Here is a 15,434-nt window from a genome sequence, read left to right on the forward strand (position 1 = left end):
GGGGCCGGCCTCGCTGCGTCAGCCTCAGGCGGTGAGCTCGGCGGCGGTCTTGCCGACCTGGCTCTCGTCGACGGCCTTCATGATGCCGTGCTCCATCAGCATGTCCTCGAGCTCGTCCATCGTGATGGGGGTCGGGATGATGCCGTTGCCCTTGTTGGCGTGAACCTTTTCCGCAAGGTTCCGGTAGTGCTGGGCCTGAACCGAATCGGGCGCATACTCGATCACGGTCATGCGGCGCAGCTCGGCGTGCTGCACGATGTTGTCGCGCGGCACGAAGTAGATCAGCTCGGTGCCGAGCTTCTTCGCCAGGTTCTCAGCCAGCTCAAGCTCCTTGTCGGTCTGGCGCTCGTTGCACACCAGCCCGCCCAGGCGCACGCCGCCGGAGTTCGCATACTTCAGAATGCCCTTCGAGATGTTGTTGGCCGCATACATGGCCATCATCTCGCCCGACATCACGATGTAGATTTCCTGCGCCTTGTTCTCGCGGATGGGCATGGCGAAGCCGCCGCACACCACGTCGCCGAGCACGTCGTAGGACACGTAGTCGATGTCCTCGTAGGCGCCGTTCTCTTCCAGGAAGTTGATCGAGGTGATCACGCCGCGGCCGGCGCAGCCGACGCCCGGCTCAGGACCACCGGACTCCACGCAGCGGATGTCCTGGTAGCCGATCTTCATCACGTCCTCGAGCTCGAGGTCTTCCACCGAGCCGGCGTTCGCCGCAAGCGACAGGATGGTGTCCTGGGCCTTGGCGTGCAGGATCAGGCGGGTCGAGTCGGCCTTGGGGTCGCAACCCACGATGAGGATCTTGTGACCCATCTGCGCAAGCGCAGCCAGGGTATTCTGAGAGGTGGTGGACTTGCCGATGCCACCCTTCCCGTAAAACGCGATCTGTCGCAGCGAAGACATCTGTCTCTCCTTCGAACCTTAAGCCGACATTCGGTCCTGCCCGGTCTCTTCGGTGTGCGCCGGCTGGCGATCACACCCCGGGACGTTGCACTCCGGCGCGGATGCGGACGTGGCCTTTGTAGGGGCCCACAAAGCCAGCAACCTGTCGCCCGCACTAGAAGCTAGCAACCAGCGTGCCAGCGGACCGCACTGCAAAAACGCGTTTGAAAACAGCTATTTACTAAATGATTGCCGGCACTTGCGCCCATGTTCAGAACCCGACACAGGGTCATTTCGGCCGACACGCCAGTTTAGGGCTGTTTGAAACAGGACACTGCCGGAACCCCGTTCGGATCTGGCCGGAAGCCGACACAGGCGGTGCGAAGGTTTTGATGTCGCAAGTTCGACGCGCAGCCCGACGCGTCCCGGGACGCGATGTCGGGCCCGCTGGCGTACGTGCGTCTGCGCGTCCGAAAACGCGTGCAGGAAATGGCGAATGGAAGGGGATCGGTTCGGGGGCCGATGGGCCCGCATGGCGCCCGCCCCAGGTCGGGCCAGCCAGCAAATACCGCAAGCCGAAGACGGCAGGGTACGGCCAGACCCGGGAGAAATGGAAGAAAGCAGAAGCTGGGGAGATCGGAATGACCGGGCGGGACAAGCCGCCCGGTCTTAAGGATCGCGCAGTGCGCGCGGCCCTCAGCCGATCAGTTCCTGAGCCTTCGACAGCGCCGCGACGAAGCGATCCACTTCCTCGCGGGTGTTGTAGAGGCCGAAGGAGGCCCGGCAGGTGGCGGTGACGCCGAAGCGCTCCATCAGCGGCATGGCGCAATGGGTGCCGGCGCGCACGGCGATGCCGTCATTGTCGATCAGCGTCGCGAAATCGTGGGCATGCGCGCCCTTGATCTCGAACGAGATGATGGCGCCCTTGTCCTTGGCCGTGCCGATGATGCGCACGGAATTCAGCTCGCCGAGCCGCTCCTGCGCATAGCGGCACAGCTCCGCCTCGTGGGCGCGGATGCGGGCCTTGCCGATGGACTCGATATAATCCAGCGCAGCGCCGAGCCCCGCCGCCTGCACGATGGCCGGCGTGCCCGCCTCGAAGCGGTGGGGCGGATCACCATAGGTGACGCTGTCCTGCCGCACTTCGCGGATCATCTCGCCGCCGCCGTTGAAGGGCGGCATGGCTTCCAGGTGCTCATACTTGCCGTAGAGCGCGCCGATGCCGGTGGGCCCATACAGCTTGTGGCCGGTGATGATGTAGAAGTCGCAGTCGAGATCCTGCACGTCCACGTCGAGATGCACCGCGCCCTGGGACCCGTCCACCAGCACCGGAATGCCGCGGGCGTGGGCGATCTTCACCACCTCCTTCACCGGAACGGTGGTGCCCAGCACGTTGGACATCTGGGTGATGGCCACCATCTTGGTCCGCTCGGTGAGCAGGGCCTCGAACTCGTCCATGAGGAAGTTGCCTTCCTCGTCCACCGGCGCCCACTTGATCACCGCGCCATGGCTTTCCCGCAGGAAGTGCCAGGGCACGATATTGGCGTGATGCTCCATGATCGAGAGGACGATCTCGTCCCCCGGCTGGATGCGGGCCTTGCCGAAGGTGGCGGCGACGAGATTGATCGCCTCCGTCGCGCTGCGGGTGAAGATGATCTCCTCCGGCCGCGCGGCATTGAGAAAGCGCTGCACCCGGGCGCGCCCGCCCTCATAAGCCTCGGTCGCGGCATTGGCGAGATAATGCAGGCCGCGGTGCACGTTGGCATATTCGGAGGTGTAGACCTGCTGGATGCGATCCAGCACCTGGCGAGGCTTCTGGGCCGAGGCGCCATTGTCCAGATAGACCAGCGGCTTGCCGTTGACCTTCAGGTCGAGGATGGGGAAGTCCGCGCGCACGCGCATGACATCGTAGCTGCCGTTGGAAACGGCGGGGTGCGGAGCCGGGAGGGGAAGCATCATTCACTCCCGACCCAGGAGCCAGGCCTGGGTCGCATCCGTCAGCGCCGAACGCACGCCCTCGTTGCCGATGGCGTCGAGCACCTCGCCCACGAAAGCCTGGATGAGCAGCGCCTCGGATTCCTTGGCGGGAATGCCACGGGACATGAGGTAGAATTTCAGCTGCTGGTCCAGCGTGCCGGTGGTGCAGCCGTGGCCGCACTGCACGTCGTCAGCGAAGATCTCCAGCTCCGGCTTGGCGCAGGCCTCCGCCGTCTCGGTCAAAAGCAGCGCGCGGCTGAGCATGCGGGCGTCGGTCTTCTGGGCCGGCTGGCGGACGGCGATCTTGCCCTGGAAGATATCCTGCGCCGAACCATCCAGCACGGCACGGAAGGATTCCCGGCTCTCGCCCGCAGGCGCCGCATGGTCCACGGACAAAAGGGTGTCGGCATGCTGCTTTCCGGACAGCAGGCTCACCCCGTTCATGCGGGCGTGGATGGCTTCGCCGGCGAGATGGGCCAGAAGCTGGTTGCGCACCACCAGGCCGCCCGTGGTGAAGAAAGTGTTGGCGAAGGTGGCGGTGGCATCGACGCGGGCGAGAACGGTGGCAAGATGCACCGCATCCGATCCTTCCGCCGTGATCTTCACCCGTTCCACAGTGGCGCCGGCGCCCACCACCAGATCAAGGGCAGTGTTCACCTGATAGGCAACGCCGGACGGCCCCTCGTGACTTTCGATGAGGGTGAGCGAAGCCCCCTCCTCCACCACCACGATGGAACGGGTGAACATGGAAACCGGGGTCGTTTCCGTGGTCACGAACACCAGTTCGACGGGGCGCTCGATGACCGCGCCGGCCGCCACGTGCAACACCACGCCGTCGCCCATGAGCGCCGTGTTGAGAGCGAGAACCGCATCCGAAGACGCCACCGTCTGGCCGAGTTGGGCCGTGAGCGTATCACCGGTGGTCAGCGCGTCCGCCATGGAGCGGATGGAGAGGCCCGCCTCAAGACCCGCGAGGTCCGACAATTCGGGCACCAGGGCGCCGTTGACCAGGACCAGACGACGGAAGCCGAGGCCCGCCAGCATGGCACCGGCCGTGGCAGCGCGCGACTTGGCTTCGGCATCCGGCGGGGCTGCCAGCGGACGCGCCTCGCGCATCAAAGCGCGCAGGTCGGTATAGCGCCAGGCCTCCACGCGACGGTGCGGCAGGCCCGCATCGGCAAAGGTGCCAAAGGCAGCGGCGCGCTGGGCCGCCACGTCCGGGCCGCCCGGAAGGGCGGCGCGGGCAGCGGCGAAGGTTTCGGCCAGCGCCAATTCGGCGCTGGTCTTCATGGGTCGGATCTGGGCAGAGGTCGGGGCGGCCATGGGATCACGCTGCCTCGTTCTGGTACTGGGCGTAGCCGGTGGCTTCCAGCTCCAGCGCCAGTTCCTTGCCGCCCGTGTGGACGATGCGACCAGCGGCGAAGACGTGGACCACGTCCGGCACGATGTAGTCGAGCAGGCGCTGGTAGTGGGTGATCACCAGCATGGAGCGCTCGGGGGAGCGCAGGGCGTTCACGCCGTTGGAGACCACCTTCAGCGCGTCGATGTCGAGGCCGGAATCCGCCTCATCGAGCACGCACAGATAGGGCTCGAGCAGCATCATCTGGAGCGTCTCGTTACGCTTCTTCTCGCCGCCGGAGAAACCCACGTTCACCGGGCGCTTCAGCATCTCGGCATTGATGCCCAGGGTCTGGCCCAGCTCGCGCACCTTGCGCACCAGTTCCGGCGAGGTCAGCTCGGTCTCGCCGCGCTTGCGGCGCTGGCTGTTCACCGCCGTGTGCAGGAACGCCATGTTGGAGACGCCGGGGATTTCCAGCGGATACTGGAAGCACAGGAACAGGCCCTGCGCCGCGCGCTCGTCGGGGGACAGCTCCAGCAGGTTCACACCGCGGAAGATCACCTCGCCTCCGGTGATCTCATAACCCGGCTTACCCGAGAGCACGTAAGACAGAGTGGACTTGCCGGCGCCGTTCGGCCCCATGATGGCGTGAACCTCGCCCGGATTGATCGTCAGGTTCATGCCGTCGATGATCTTGCGTCCCCCCGAGATCTCGGCATGGAGGTCCTTGATTTCCAGAAGGGGAGCCATGGTGAAGATCCTTTGATATGTGGGGCCGGGCGATTTTTGACGTTTCGAGGAAAGCGTCAGCCGACGCTACCTTCGAGGCTGATGGAAATGAGCTTCTGTGCTTCCACGGCGAACTCCATGGGCAGCTGCTGAAGCACGTCGCGGACGAAGCCGTTGACCACGAGGGCCACGGCGTCTTCCTGGGTCAGGCCGCGCTGCATGCAGTAGAACAGCATGTCCTCGGAGATCTTCGAGGTGGTGGCCTCGTGCTCGAACTGGGCGGTGGGGTTCTTCGCCTCGATGTAGGGCACGGTATGCGCGCCACAATTATCACCGATGAGCAGCGAGTCGCAGTTGGTAAAGTTGCGCGCGCCGGCCGCCTTGCGGTGGGCGGAGACGAGGCCGCGATAGGTGTTGTTGGAGCGGCCAGCCGAGATGCCCTTGGAGATGATCCGGCTGGTGGTGTTCTTGCCCAGATGGATCATCTTGGTGCCCGAATCCACCTGCTGGCGGCCATTGGAGATGGCGATGGAGTAGAACTCGCCGGAGGAGCCCTCCCCGCGCAGCACGCAGCTCGGATACTTCCAGGTGATGGCAGAGCCGGTCTCCACCTGGGTCCAGGAAATCTTGGAATTCTTGCCACGGCAGTCGCCGCGCTTGGTCACGAAATTGTAGATGCCGCCCTTCCCCTCGGCATCGCCGGGGTACCAGTTCTGTACCGTCGAATACTTGATCTCGGCATCGTCGAGCACCACCAGTTCCACCACCGCGGCATGGAGCTGGTTCTCGTCGCGCATGGGGGCGGTGCAGCCCTCCAGATACGACACGTAGGAGCCCTTGTCGGCGATGATCAGGGTGCGCTCGAACTGGCCGGTATTCTTCTCGTTGATGCGGAAGTAGGTGGACAGCTCCATGGGGCAGCGCACGCCCGGGGGAATGTATACGAACGAGCCGTCGGAGAAGACCGCCTGGTTCAGCGTCGCGAAATAATTGTCAGTGGGCGGCACCACGGAGCCAAGATACTGCTTCACGAGATCGGGATGCTCGCGCAGCGCCTCGGAGATGGGCATGAAGATGACGCCGGCCGCCTTCAGCTCTTCCTTGAAGGTGGTGGCCACGGAGACGCTGTCGAACACCGCGTCCACCGCGATGCGCGGCCGCTCTCCCTCGGGGATCTCCACGCCAGCCAGGATCTCCTGCTCGCGCAGCGGGATGCCCAGCTTCGCGTAGGTCTTCAGGATCTCCGGATCGACCTCGTCGAGAGACTTGGGCGCCTTGAACTGCTTGGGCTGGGAATAATAATAGAGGTCCTGGTAATCGATGGTCGGGTAGTCGACCCGCGCCCACTCGGGCTCCTGCATGGTCAGCCAGCGTGCATAGGCATCAAGCCGCCACTGCAGCATCCATTCCGGCTCTTCCTTCTTGGCGGAGATGTAGCGGATCACCTCCTCCGAAAGGCCTTTCGGCGCCTTCTCGGATTCGATCAGCGTCTCGAATCCGTATTTGTACTGGTCGACGTCGATGGAGCGAACCTGTTCGACTGTGTCCTGTACGGCCGCCATATGTCCCTCCATTCAACTTGCCAGCGGCGGCGCGCTCACGTTACCGGGCGCAGCACACCGCATATGAAGCCCGCAACGGGCCCTGAAAATACTTCGCCTGAAACGCTTCCGTCGGATCCCGGCCGGCCCCGCACCCCCTCGGGATGCACGGCCCCCGGAACCGCGCGGGTGGGGATTCATGATCCGCCGCCCGCCATCACTCGCACCGGGACGCGTCGCCCGCACCCTGGCTTACTTGCGGTTCGGTGACCGGCCCGCACATGCACCCTCGGGCACCATGCGGGCCACCCGCCGCTCAGGCCATCAGGCCGGGACGCAGGTGTTTTCCACCGGGCAAACCACCGCGCACTGCGGGGTCTCGAAGCTGCCCTCGCACTCGGTGCACTTCTTGGGATTGATGATGTAGGTGTCGTTCTTCAGGCTGATCGCGGCGTTCGGGCACTCGAACTCGCAAGCGCCGCAGACGGTGCACTGAGACGTAATAATCTTGTAGGCCATGGGCTAGCTCCGCGCTGTGCAGATTGGCAGGCAAGGCTCTCTTTCAAGCACCGTGCCATCTCATAACCCATTGAATTATTATAAATATTCTTTTGCGCGCCAGAATAGTGCGCTGTCGTGCCCCCGACAACGTGTCGCAAGTGCGACAGGCCCCATGTCGGTATCAGAGGCCATTGGAGGCCGGCATCGCGGCGACCGCGACATCGCTATCGCGTGGGCCGGCATGCCCGCCCGACATCCGCAGCCGGAGAGCAGCGCAGCCGCGTCCGGCCACCGATCGAAGAGGCGGCGCCGACGAATTGATCTACGAGTGCAGGACGGCGCGAAGATCATTGGCCACCCGACGCCGGAGCCCGAAGTCGGTATCGGCCGACTTCGGGCTCAAGGCCACGCGACACGGCGCGGCCGGATCCGGCGATGTTTGGGCGGCGGCGTCAGAAGCGTTTGATCTCGATGTCGTGCTTCTTCAGCGCATAGCCGATCTGGCGCGGGGTGAGACCGAGCAGTCGCGCGGCCTTTGCCTGCACCCAGCCGGCCCGCTCCATGGCGTCCACCAGCCGCTCACGCTCGGACAGGTCCTCGTCCAGCGTGGTCGGGTGAACCAGAACCGCCGGCGCCGGGGGCGGCGACAGGGGCTGTGGCGGCGCTAAAGGCAGCTTGGTGACGGTGTTGGAATTGGCCGGCTCGGCCCCGATGGGGGTGACGACCGAGGGCATCACCGGCAGCGGGATGTCCATGGGCCGGCGCGTGGCCGCCTCTGCCGGGCTGCGCCACAGCAGCGCCGACAGACACTCATTGTGCTTGCAGGCGAAGTCATCGCTGACGATGGCGCCGCCCTGGGCCAATGTGGCGGTGCGTTGCACGCAATTTTCAAGCTCGCGCACATTGCCGGGGAAGCCGCAGCCCATGAGGACTTCCATCGCGTCGGGATTGAACGCGAGGTCGCGACCGTTTTCACGGTTGAAGCGATCGAGGAACTCATTGGCAAGCAGCGGGATGTCCACGCGGCGGTCGCGCAGGGATGGCACGATCACTGGAATGACGCTGATGCGGTAATACAGGTCGGCGCGGAACTCATTCTTCGCCACCGCTTCCTCAAGGTTGCGGTTGGTGGCGGCGACGACACGCACGTTGACCTTCAGCGTGTGAGAGCCACCGACCCGCTCGAATTCCTGCTCCTGCAGCACGCGCAGCAGCTTGGCCTGGAACGAGGGCGAAATCTCACCGATTTCGTCGAGGAAGAGCGTACCCTTGTCCGCCAGCTCGAAACGACCCTTGCGGGCGCCGACGGCGCCGGTGAAGGCCCCCTTCTCGTGGCCGAACAGTTCGGATTCCAGCACGGATTCCGGGAGAGCCGCGCAGTTGAGCTTGATGAAGGGCCCCTTGGCACGGGGGGACAGCTCGTGGATCGCCTTGGCGATCAGCTCCTTGCCGGTGCCGCTCTCGCCGCGCAGCAGCACGGGCGAATGGGACTTGGCGACGATCATGATCTTGTCGAGCAGCGAGCGGATCTCACGGCTCTCGCCGATGATGCCGTCCACATAGACGCGCTTGCGCTCGCGACCGCCGCCGCTCTGGGGCTTCAGCTCCGATAGCGCCTTCTGCAGGCGCCCGCTCTCGGCCATCAGGCGTTCGCGATCGCGGGAGACGACGCGATGCAACTGCACGGTCTGGCCGATCAGGTTGGCCACCATGGTCAGGAAGCGCACGTCCGAATCGAGGCGGAAGACGGAGCGCCCGTCCCACACCCGGTCGATGGTCAGGGTGCCGATGACCCGCGCGGCGACGCGCAGCGGAACGCCGATCCAGGAAACACGCGTCTCCTCGCTGGCGCCGAGCGCCGCAACGTCGGCCGCGCTGAAGGCGGGATGGGAGGCCACGTTTTCCGCGATCAGCGGCACGGCGGTGGCGATCACCTGGCCGATCGCCTTTTCGGGCAGGCGCGCGCGGTAACGCGCATCCGTACCCTCGTTCCAGCCGGCGCCAACGGTGATGTTCGGAATTCCGTCGTCCTCAAGCAGCGAAATGACGCCGTGGCGCATCTGCATGAAGGACGAAAGCAGGCTGACCACGCTCGACAACGTGGTTTCGAGCCGGTTCGGCGCCGTCAGAATCTTCGAGATCTCGTAGATTCCCGTCAGCGCCACATCGCTCAGGGATACGAGGGGGACATGAGCCCGGGGCTGCTCGCGCTCGACTTGCAACGCTTCCTGATGAACCATCGTGCTTTCTCCGTCACCTCAGGCTCCCGTCCCAACGTTTTTGTATGATTAGCGACACTTTGATTTAGTTTCATTCTCATGTCGTGCCCAAGGTAAGGGCAAAAGTTGCCGCCATTTTGAGCATGTTTTGATCAATGTCCGTTTTCGCGCCAAATGCCGCCGTCATCTGGCCCGATGCGAGCCGACAATTGTTAGAATATGGACGTTTGAGCGCATATGTCGGCAAAAAGATTTCGCACTGCGAAAGGCGTCGCGTCGCTTTTGCCGCAACTTTCCGCACCCTGCGACGCTGCAGCGCACCATTGATCGGCCGTCCCGCGAAGGCCTCCCGAGGCCGTGGGTCCTCATGCCGCCGGGTCGGCCTCAACCGGCCTCGAACGCGGCGAGGCGGGCAGCGGCGGCCTCCTCGCCTTCGTTGCGGAGCAGCTCGGTCATCTCCACCCCGTCGAGCGGACGGAAGAAGAAGAAGCCCTGGGCCAGCTCGCAACGTTTCTCCTTGAGAAAGCGTGCCTGCCCGGCGGTCTCCAGCCCCTCGGCCACCACCCGCATGCCGAGGTTGCGGCCAAGATCGATCACCGCGCAGACGATGGCGGTGTCGAAGGCGTCGCGCTCGATGTCCTTCACGAAGCTCTGGTCGATCTTGATGGTGTCGATGGGCAGCTGCTTCAGATGGATAAGGCCCGCATAGCCGGTGCCGAAATCGTCGAGGGCGATGCGCACGCCGGCACGGTAAAGCTCATCGAGGATGGGCGCCACATGGTCGGAGCTGCGGCCGAGGAAGACGGTTTCGGTGATCTCCACGTCGAAGTGGATGGGCTCCACCCCCGCCGCGTGGAACTGGCGCAGCAGCGTGGCCGCCAGATCCCCGTCGGCGAACTGGGCCGGCGACAGGTTGATGGCGATGCGTCCGCACGGATGGCCCGCCTCGATCCAGCCGCGCACGTCGGTGGACACCTTTCGCACCATGCGCTCGCCGATAAGGACGGCCAGCTCCGGATCGGTGAGGGCAGCCTCGAACGCCGCCGGCGACAGCACGCTGTGCGGCGAGCGGCGCCAGCGCACCAGCGCTTCCAGCCCTTCGATGCGCCCGGTCACGAGCGAGACCTTGGGCTGGTAATAGGGAACGATCTCGTCCTCCGCGAGCGCGGCCCGCATGGCGCGATTGAGCGCCACCCGTTCCAGCACCGCCTGCCGCATGGCCGGGGCGTAGACCACCGCGCGGTTGCGACCCTGCTGCTTGGCCGCATAAAGGGCGAGGTCGGCGTCCTTCATCAGCTCGCCATAGCTGCAGTCATGGTCCGGGCAGGCGGCCAGCCCGATGCTGGCGCGGGTCGCGAAATGGCGCCCGGCGTGCAGCACCGGCCGGCGCAGTTCGGCCAGGATATTGTGGGCAAGCCGCTGGCCGGCGGCCACGGGCGCCGCGCCCTCCACCACCGCGACAAACTCGTCGCCCCCCAGCCGGGCGAGCAGGCCGTCCTGTTCCAGCAGGGCATCCAGCCGATGGGCGGTCTCCATCAGCGCGGCGTCTCCGGCGTCATGGCCGAGGGTGTCGTTGACGTCCTTCAGCCCGTCGAGATCGATCAGCAGCAGGCAGATCCCGCGCCCCGGCCGGCGCGCCTCCAGGGCGGCGCCGAGACGGGCCTGGAAGGCCGCGCGATTGGGCAGGCCGGTCAGGGCGTCGTGGGTGGCGGCATAGCGCGCCTGTTCCTCGGCGGCGCGCCGCTCGGTCACGTCAACCAAAGCGGCCACCAGATGCGGCCCGGGATCCATGGGGATGACGGACGCCGCCAGCACCACGCGCCGCTGCTCGCCCCCCTCCACCGAGACCGAGGTCTCGAACCCCCTCACCGCCCCCTCGGTGCGCAGGCGTTCCATGAACTCGGCGGCGGCGTCCGGCGCGAGGCAGCCGTCGCACAGGCTGCCGGTGACCGCGTCCAGCGACCCGCCATAGAGGCGTCGGGCTGCTGCGTTGGATTTGAGGTGCCGGCCGTCGTCGAGGCGCGCGACCACGAGGGGCAGCGGCACCGCCTGGAATGTCTTCTCCAGCGTGTCCTCGCTGACGCGCAACCGCTCGTTCTGCCGCTGCGCGGCCGCCGCCGAGGCCCAGAACTGCCGTTCCACGCGGTTGGCCCGCGCGACCACGATCATCAGCGCGATGTTCAGCGAAGCCACGGCAAGCGCCAGGCCCAGCCCCACCTGCCAGCCGACAGACATGTCGGCATAGCCGCAGAACAGCAGGACGCTGCTGCCGACGCCCCCGGCCAGCAACCAGCTGAAGGATATGGGCACCGCCAGATAGAAGACGGTGGGCAGCAGCAGCACCGCCAAAAGAGCCAGATGACTCTGCGCGGTTACCAGCACCGCCACCGCGGCCGCCGTGCCCCACTGCCACAGCGCGTAGATCAGGTCGGCCCGGCGGGGCGTATTCGCCAGATGGATGGCGCCGAGGCACAGCAGGGACAGTCCGATCACCACGAATCGCGCCGACACCGCCACCGCGAAGTGCGCCGTTCCGGCAAAGCGCCAGTCGCTCAGCAGAAACAGGGCATTGAGGATGACGGAGGCCGCAAACAGGATACGGGCCTGCCGTCGCGATTCGGCGAGGCGGCTCACGCGGAATGCCGCCTCCTGCGCGGGATCGACGAACTCACCGCCCATGGCGGTCAGCCCCGGATCGTCCGCGCTCGCAGTCGGCTCTGACCGTCCGTTCTGGCGAGATGTGCCCCTCATGGAGTTGATCCTAGAGTGCCGAAAACGCTTTCGCCACAATCCTGCCAACGTGGTCTCGCGATGAGCCCCCGAGCCGCACGGCAAGGTTGCGCAAATACCCAGCCACGCCATCTTGTGCCGCCTCGCCTCTCCCGGCGGAGCGGGCTATATGCGTTCAGGATGATCCAAGGTCCGCAGCGACGCCCGGCGCCGCTGCCGTGCCCGCAGGCCGAGGGAGCCGCCGATGCTCAATGACAAACGCATCCTCCTCCTCATCGGCGGCGGGATCGCCGCCTACAAATGCCTGGAGCTGGTCCGCCGCCTGAAAGAACGCGGCGCCAAGGTGCGGGCGGTCATGACCCGGTCGGCGGGCCAGTTCGTCACGCCCTTGTCTGTGGGCGCCATTACCGGCGAGCGTGTCTTCACCGACCTGTTCGACCTCACCGCCGAGCACGACATCGGCCACATCCGCCTGTCGCGGGAGGCGGATCTGGTGGTGGTCGCGCCGGCGACGGCGGACCTGCTGGCGAAGATGGCCCACGGCGTCGCCGATGATCTCGCCACCACCGCTCTGCTCGCCACCGACAAGCCGGTGCTGGTGGCCCCCGCCATGAACCCGCGCATGTGGGCTCACCCCGCCACCCGGCGCAACGTGGCGCAGTTGCGCGCCGACGGTATCGCCATGGTGGGGCCCAATGCGGGCGCCATGGCCGAACGCGACGAATTCGGGGAAGGCCGTATGGCCGAGCCCATGGAGATCCTCGCCGCCATCGAGGCCCATTTCGGCATCGCGGAGGCGCCCCTGCTCAAGGGGCGGCGCATCCTCGTCACCTCGGGTCCCACCCACGAGCCCATCGATCCGGTGCGCTACATCGCCAACCGCTCCTCGGGCAAGCAGGGCCACGCCATCGCCGCGGCGGCCCGGGCGGCGGGCGCCGAGGTGATCCTGGTGTCCGGCCCCGCCGAGGTTGCCGATCCCAAGGGAGTCAGGGTGATCCATGTGGAGACGGCGCAACAGATGATGGCCGCCGTGGAGGAGAGCCTGCCGGTGGATGCCGCCGTGTTCGCCGCCGCGGTAGCCGACTGGCGCGTGGCCGATGCTTCCGACCAGAAGATCAAGAAGACCGGCGCCGGCGCCCCGGCCCTGACCCTGGTGGAGAATCCCGACATCCTCGCCGCCATCGCCCGCCACGGCGCGCTGCGACCGCGCCTGGTGGTGGGGTTCGCCGCCGAGACCCAGGAGGTGGTGGCCCACGCCAGCGACAAGCGCCTGCGCAAGGGCTGCGACTGGATCGTCGCCAACGACGTTTCGCCGGAAACCGGCATCATGGGAGGGGATGTGAACACCGTGCACCTCGTCACCGCCAGCGGAGTGGAGGACTGGCCGTCCGCCTCCAAGGCCGAAGTCGCCCGTCATCTGGTGGCGCGCATGGCCGCGGAACTTGCGGGAGAGGCCCGATGAGCCACGCGCAGCCCCCCCGTCCTTCGGTGCGCATCCAGCGCCTGCCCCATGGCGAAGGCCTGCCCCTGCCCGCCTATGCCACCGAGGGCGCGGCCGGCCTCGACCTCTCCAGCGCGCTGCCGGAGGAGGCCCCCCTCATCCTCCTGCCGGGAGCGTTCGCCGCCGTTCCCACCGGCTTCGCCATCGCCTTGCCCGAGGGCTTCGAGGCCCAGGTGCGTCCCCGCTCGGGCCTCGCCCGCAAGCACGGGGTGAGCGTGCTCAACACGCCTGGCACCATCGACTGGGATTATCGCGGCGAGCTGCTGGTGCTCCTCATCAATCACGGCCCTGAGCCGTTCACGGTGACGCGGGGCATGCGCATCGCCCAGATGGTGGTTGCCCCGGTCACCCAAATAATGCTGGAAGAATCCGGAGATCTGAGTGAAACTGCACGTGGCTCCGGTGGTTTTGGTTCAACCGGCTTCGGAGCTACGTTTTTGAAGAAGTAGCTACAGACTGATGCCGCGTTTATCCGACAAAAGCCTCCTCGCCATTGCTGCCGTCGTGGATGTGGCCGTGCACGCGCGCGGCGCTCCGGTGGCAGCCAAGGCGCTCGCCGCCCGACACGGCCTCCCGCCCCGCCGGCTTGAGCCCGTGCTCCAGGCCCTGGTCCATGCCGGCGTGCTGAAGGGCGTGCGTGGGCCGCGCGGCGGCTACGAGCTGGCGCGGGAGCGCCGGCGCGTCTCCGTCGCCGAGATCGTCCGGGTCGTCGAGGGGGCCGAGGAGGAGAAGGAAATCATCCTGCCCCCGCTGGTGACCGAGGTGGTCCAGCCGGCTGTTGCCGCAGCCGAGGATACGTTCGACACTGCGCTCGACGCGGTGACGCTCGAGGACCTCTGCCGCAGTGCCGACGGCAAGGGCCACGGGTCGGAGCACGAGAAGATCGATTTCGCCATTTGACAGGCACGCTCCCCGCGTGCCGGCGACCAATTTCCCAAGGAGATCGCCCATGGCAGGACCTGCCGCCAAGATCGTGCCCGCCGCATCGCCCCGTCCTGGGCGCGGCCGGGTTTATGATTCCATCACCGAGACCATCGGCAACACGCCGCTGGTGCGGCTGAAGCGCCTCGCCGAACTGCGCGGGGCCAAGGCCGAGATTCTGGCCAAGCTCGAATTCTTCAATCCCATCGCCAGCGTGAAGGACCGCATCGGCGTCGCCATGATCGAGGCGATGGAGGCGGCCGGCGTGCTGGACCAGGACACGGTGCTGGTGGAGCCCACGTCCGGCAATACAGGCATCGCGCTGGCCTTCGTGGCGGCGGCGCGCGGCTACCGCCTGATACTGGTGATGCCCGAGAGCATGTCGGTGGAGCGCCGCAAGATGCTCGCCATCCTCGGCGCCGAGCTGGTACTGACCCCGGCGAACCTCGGCATGAAGGGCGCCGTCGCCCGCGCCGAGCAGCTCATCACCGAACTGCCCAAAGCGGTGATGCCGCAGCAGTTCAAGAACAAGGCGAACCCGGACATCCACCGCCGCACCACGGCGGAAGAGATCTGGAACGACACCGACGGCAAGGTGGATGCGATCGTGGCCGGCGTCGGCACCGGCGGCACCATCACCGGCATCGGCCAGGTGCTGAAGCCACGCAAGGCCTCGCTCCGCATGATCGCCGTGGAGCCGGAGGATTCCCCGGTGCTGTCCGGCGGCTCTCCCGGCCCCCACAAGATCCAGGGCATCGGTGCCGGCTTTGTGCCGGACGTGCTCGACCGCGCCATCATCGACGAGGTGGTGACGGTGGGCAACCAGACCGCGTTCGACACCGCCCGGGCCATGGCCCGCTATGAGGGCATACCCGGCGGCATCTCTTCCGGCGCGGCCGTGGCGGCGGCGCTTGAGATCGCGGTGCGCGACGACATGGCCGGCAAGTCCATCGTGGTGATCGTGCCGTCTTTCGCCGAGCGCTACCTTTCCACGGCCCTGTTCGAAGGCCTGTAGGGACGGCCCTTGCGCTGGAAAGGCGCCGGACCCGAAGCGGAGAACGAACGCGTCTCCGCGCCGGCCCGATAGCGAT

Annotated in this window: 12 protein-coding genes; 4 read left to right on the plus strand and 8 right to left on the minus strand. The window is 66.4% G+C overall.

The window, feature by feature from the left end; translation table 11 throughout:
* Positions 1-24 precede the first annotated feature (24 nt).
* From nifH to FBQ73_RS16290, 8 genes are all read right to left on the minus strand, one after another.
* Positions 25-906, minus strand: a complete 882-nt coding sequence (nifH, locus tag FBQ73_RS16255) for a nitrogenase iron protein (protein WP_138400501.1) — start codon at positions 904-906, stop codon at positions 25-27.
* A 675-nt stretch (positions 907-1,581) separates the two neighbouring features.
* Positions 1,582-2,844: a cysteine desulfurase gene (locus tag FBQ73_RS16260; protein ID WP_138400544.1), complete on the minus strand. Its 1,263-nt coding sequence runs from the start codon at positions 2,842-2,844 to the stop codon at positions 1,582-1,584.
* Positions 2,845-4,152, minus strand: a complete 1,308-nt coding sequence (gene sufD, locus FBQ73_RS16265; protein ID WP_246089740.1) for a Fe-S cluster assembly protein SufD — start codon at positions 4,150-4,152, stop codon at positions 2,845-2,847. It lies immediately after the preceding gene.
* 37 nt (positions 4,153-4,189) lie between these two features.
* The gene (gene sufC, locus FBQ73_RS16270) at positions 4,190-4,951 is read right to left on the minus strand and encodes a Fe-S cluster assembly ATPase SufC (protein WP_138400546.1); all 762 of its coding nucleotides are present in this window, start codon (positions 4,949-4,951) and stop codon (positions 4,190-4,192) included.
* A 56-nt stretch (positions 4,952-5,007) separates the two neighbouring features.
* Positions 5,008-6,492 carry a Fe-S cluster assembly protein SufB gene (gene sufB, locus FBQ73_RS16275; RefSeq protein WP_138400547.1) on the minus strand — a complete coding sequence of 495 codons (1,485 nt, stop codon included), beginning with the start codon at positions 6,490-6,492 and terminating at the stop codon, positions 5,008-5,010.
* Positions 6,493-6,795: 303 nt separating this feature from the next.
* On the minus strand, positions 6,796-6,990 hold the full coding sequence (locus tag FBQ73_RS16280; protein ID WP_138400548.1) for a 4Fe-4S binding protein: 195 nt from the start codon (positions 6,988-6,990) through the stop codon (positions 6,796-6,798).
* A 434-nt stretch (positions 6,991-7,424) separates the two neighbouring features.
* Positions 7,425-9,212, minus strand: coding sequence for a nif-specific transcriptional activator NifA (gene nifA / locus FBQ73_RS16285; protein ID WP_138400549.1), 1,788 nt, complete (start codon positions 9,210-9,212; stop codon positions 7,425-7,427).
* Positions 9,213-9,575: 363 nt separating this feature from the next.
* A complete protein-coding gene (locus FBQ73_RS16290; RefSeq protein WP_138400550.1) occupies positions 9,576-11,942 on the minus strand; it encodes a putative bifunctional diguanylate cyclase/phosphodiesterase in 2,367 nt (788 codons plus the stop codon).
* Positions 11,943-12,165: 223 nt separating this feature from the next.
* On the opposite strand from FBQ73_RS16290, the gene coaBC reads away from it, so the two are divergent.
* The 4 genes from coaBC to cysK are packed head-to-tail and all read left to right on the plus strand — an operon-like array spanning position 12,166 to position 15,358.
* Positions 12,166-13,383 (plus strand): bifunctional phosphopantothenoylcysteine decarboxylase/phosphopantothenate--cysteine ligase CoaBC, encoded by a 1,218-nt coding sequence (coaBC, locus tag FBQ73_RS16295; protein ID WP_138400551.1) that lies wholly within the window; start codon positions 12,166-12,168, stop codon positions 13,381-13,383.
* A complete protein-coding gene (gene dut / locus FBQ73_RS16300; RefSeq protein ID WP_138400552.1) occupies positions 13,380-13,871 on the plus strand; it encodes a dUTP diphosphatase in 492 nt (163 codons plus the stop codon). Before coaBC ends, dut begins: the two co-directional genes overlap by 4 nt.
* 10 nt (positions 13,872-13,881) lie before the next feature.
* On the plus strand, positions 13,882-14,322 hold the full coding sequence (locus tag FBQ73_RS16305) for an RrF2 family transcriptional regulator (RefSeq protein WP_138400553.1): 441 nt from the start codon (positions 13,882-13,884) through the stop codon (positions 14,320-14,322).
* A gap of 49 nt (positions 14,323-14,371) precedes the next feature.
* Positions 14,372-15,358, plus strand: coding sequence for a cysteine synthase A (gene cysK, locus FBQ73_RS16310; protein WP_138400554.1), 987 nt, complete (start codon positions 14,372-14,374; stop codon positions 15,356-15,358).
* Positions 15,359-15,434 lie beyond the last annotated feature (76 nt).

It is taken from the genome of Xanthobacter autotrophicus (assembly GCF_005871085.1).
GTDB lineage: Bacteria > Pseudomonadota > Alphaproteobacteria > Rhizobiales > Xanthobacteraceae > Xanthobacter > Xanthobacter autotrophicus.

Excerpts from the sequence above, each read along its gene's own strand:
- nifH (WP_138400501.1), bottom strand. The coding sequence starts at position 906 with ATGTCTTCGCTGCGACAGATCGCGTTTTACGGGAAGGGTGGCATCGGC.
- FBQ73_RS16260 (WP_138400544.1), bottom strand. The coding sequence starts at position 2,844 with ATGATGCTTCCCCTCCCGGCTCCGCACCCCGCCGTTTCCAACGGCAGC.
- sufD (WP_246089740.1), bottom strand. The coding sequence starts at position 4,152 with ATGAAGACCAGCGCCGAATTGGCGCTGGCCGAAACCTTCGCCGCTGCC.
- sufC (WP_138400546.1), bottom strand. The coding sequence starts at position 4,951 with ATGGCTCCCCTTCTGGAAATCAAGGACCTCCATGCCGAGATCTCGGGG.
- sufB (WP_138400547.1), bottom strand. The coding sequence starts at position 6,492 with ATGGCGGCCGTACAGGACACAGTCGAACAGGTTCGCTCCATCGACGTC.
- FBQ73_RS16280 (WP_138400548.1), bottom strand. The coding sequence starts at position 6,990 with ATGGCCTACAAGATTATTACGTCTCAGTGCACCGTCTGCGGCGCTTGC.
- nifA (WP_138400549.1), bottom strand. The coding sequence starts at position 9,212 with ATGGTTCATCAGGAAGCGTTGCAAGTCGAGCGCGAGCAGCCCCGGGCT.
- FBQ73_RS16290 (WP_138400550.1), bottom strand. The coding sequence starts at position 11,942 with ATGAGGGGCACATCTCGCCAGAACGGACGGTCAGAGCCGACTGCGAGC.
- coaBC (WP_138400551.1), top strand. The coding sequence starts at position 12,166 with ATGCTCAATGACAAACGCATCCTCCTCCTCATCGGCGGCGGGATCGCC.
- dut (WP_138400552.1), top strand. The coding sequence starts at position 13,380 with ATGAGCCACGCGCAGCCCCCCCGTCCTTCGGTGCGCATCCAGCGCCTG.
- FBQ73_RS16305 (WP_138400553.1), top strand. The coding sequence starts at position 13,882 with ATGCCGCGTTTATCCGACAAAAGCCTCCTCGCCATTGCTGCCGTCGTG.
- cysK (WP_138400554.1), top strand. The coding sequence starts at position 14,372 with ATGGCAGGACCTGCCGCCAAGATCGTGCCCGCCGCATCGCCCCGTCCT.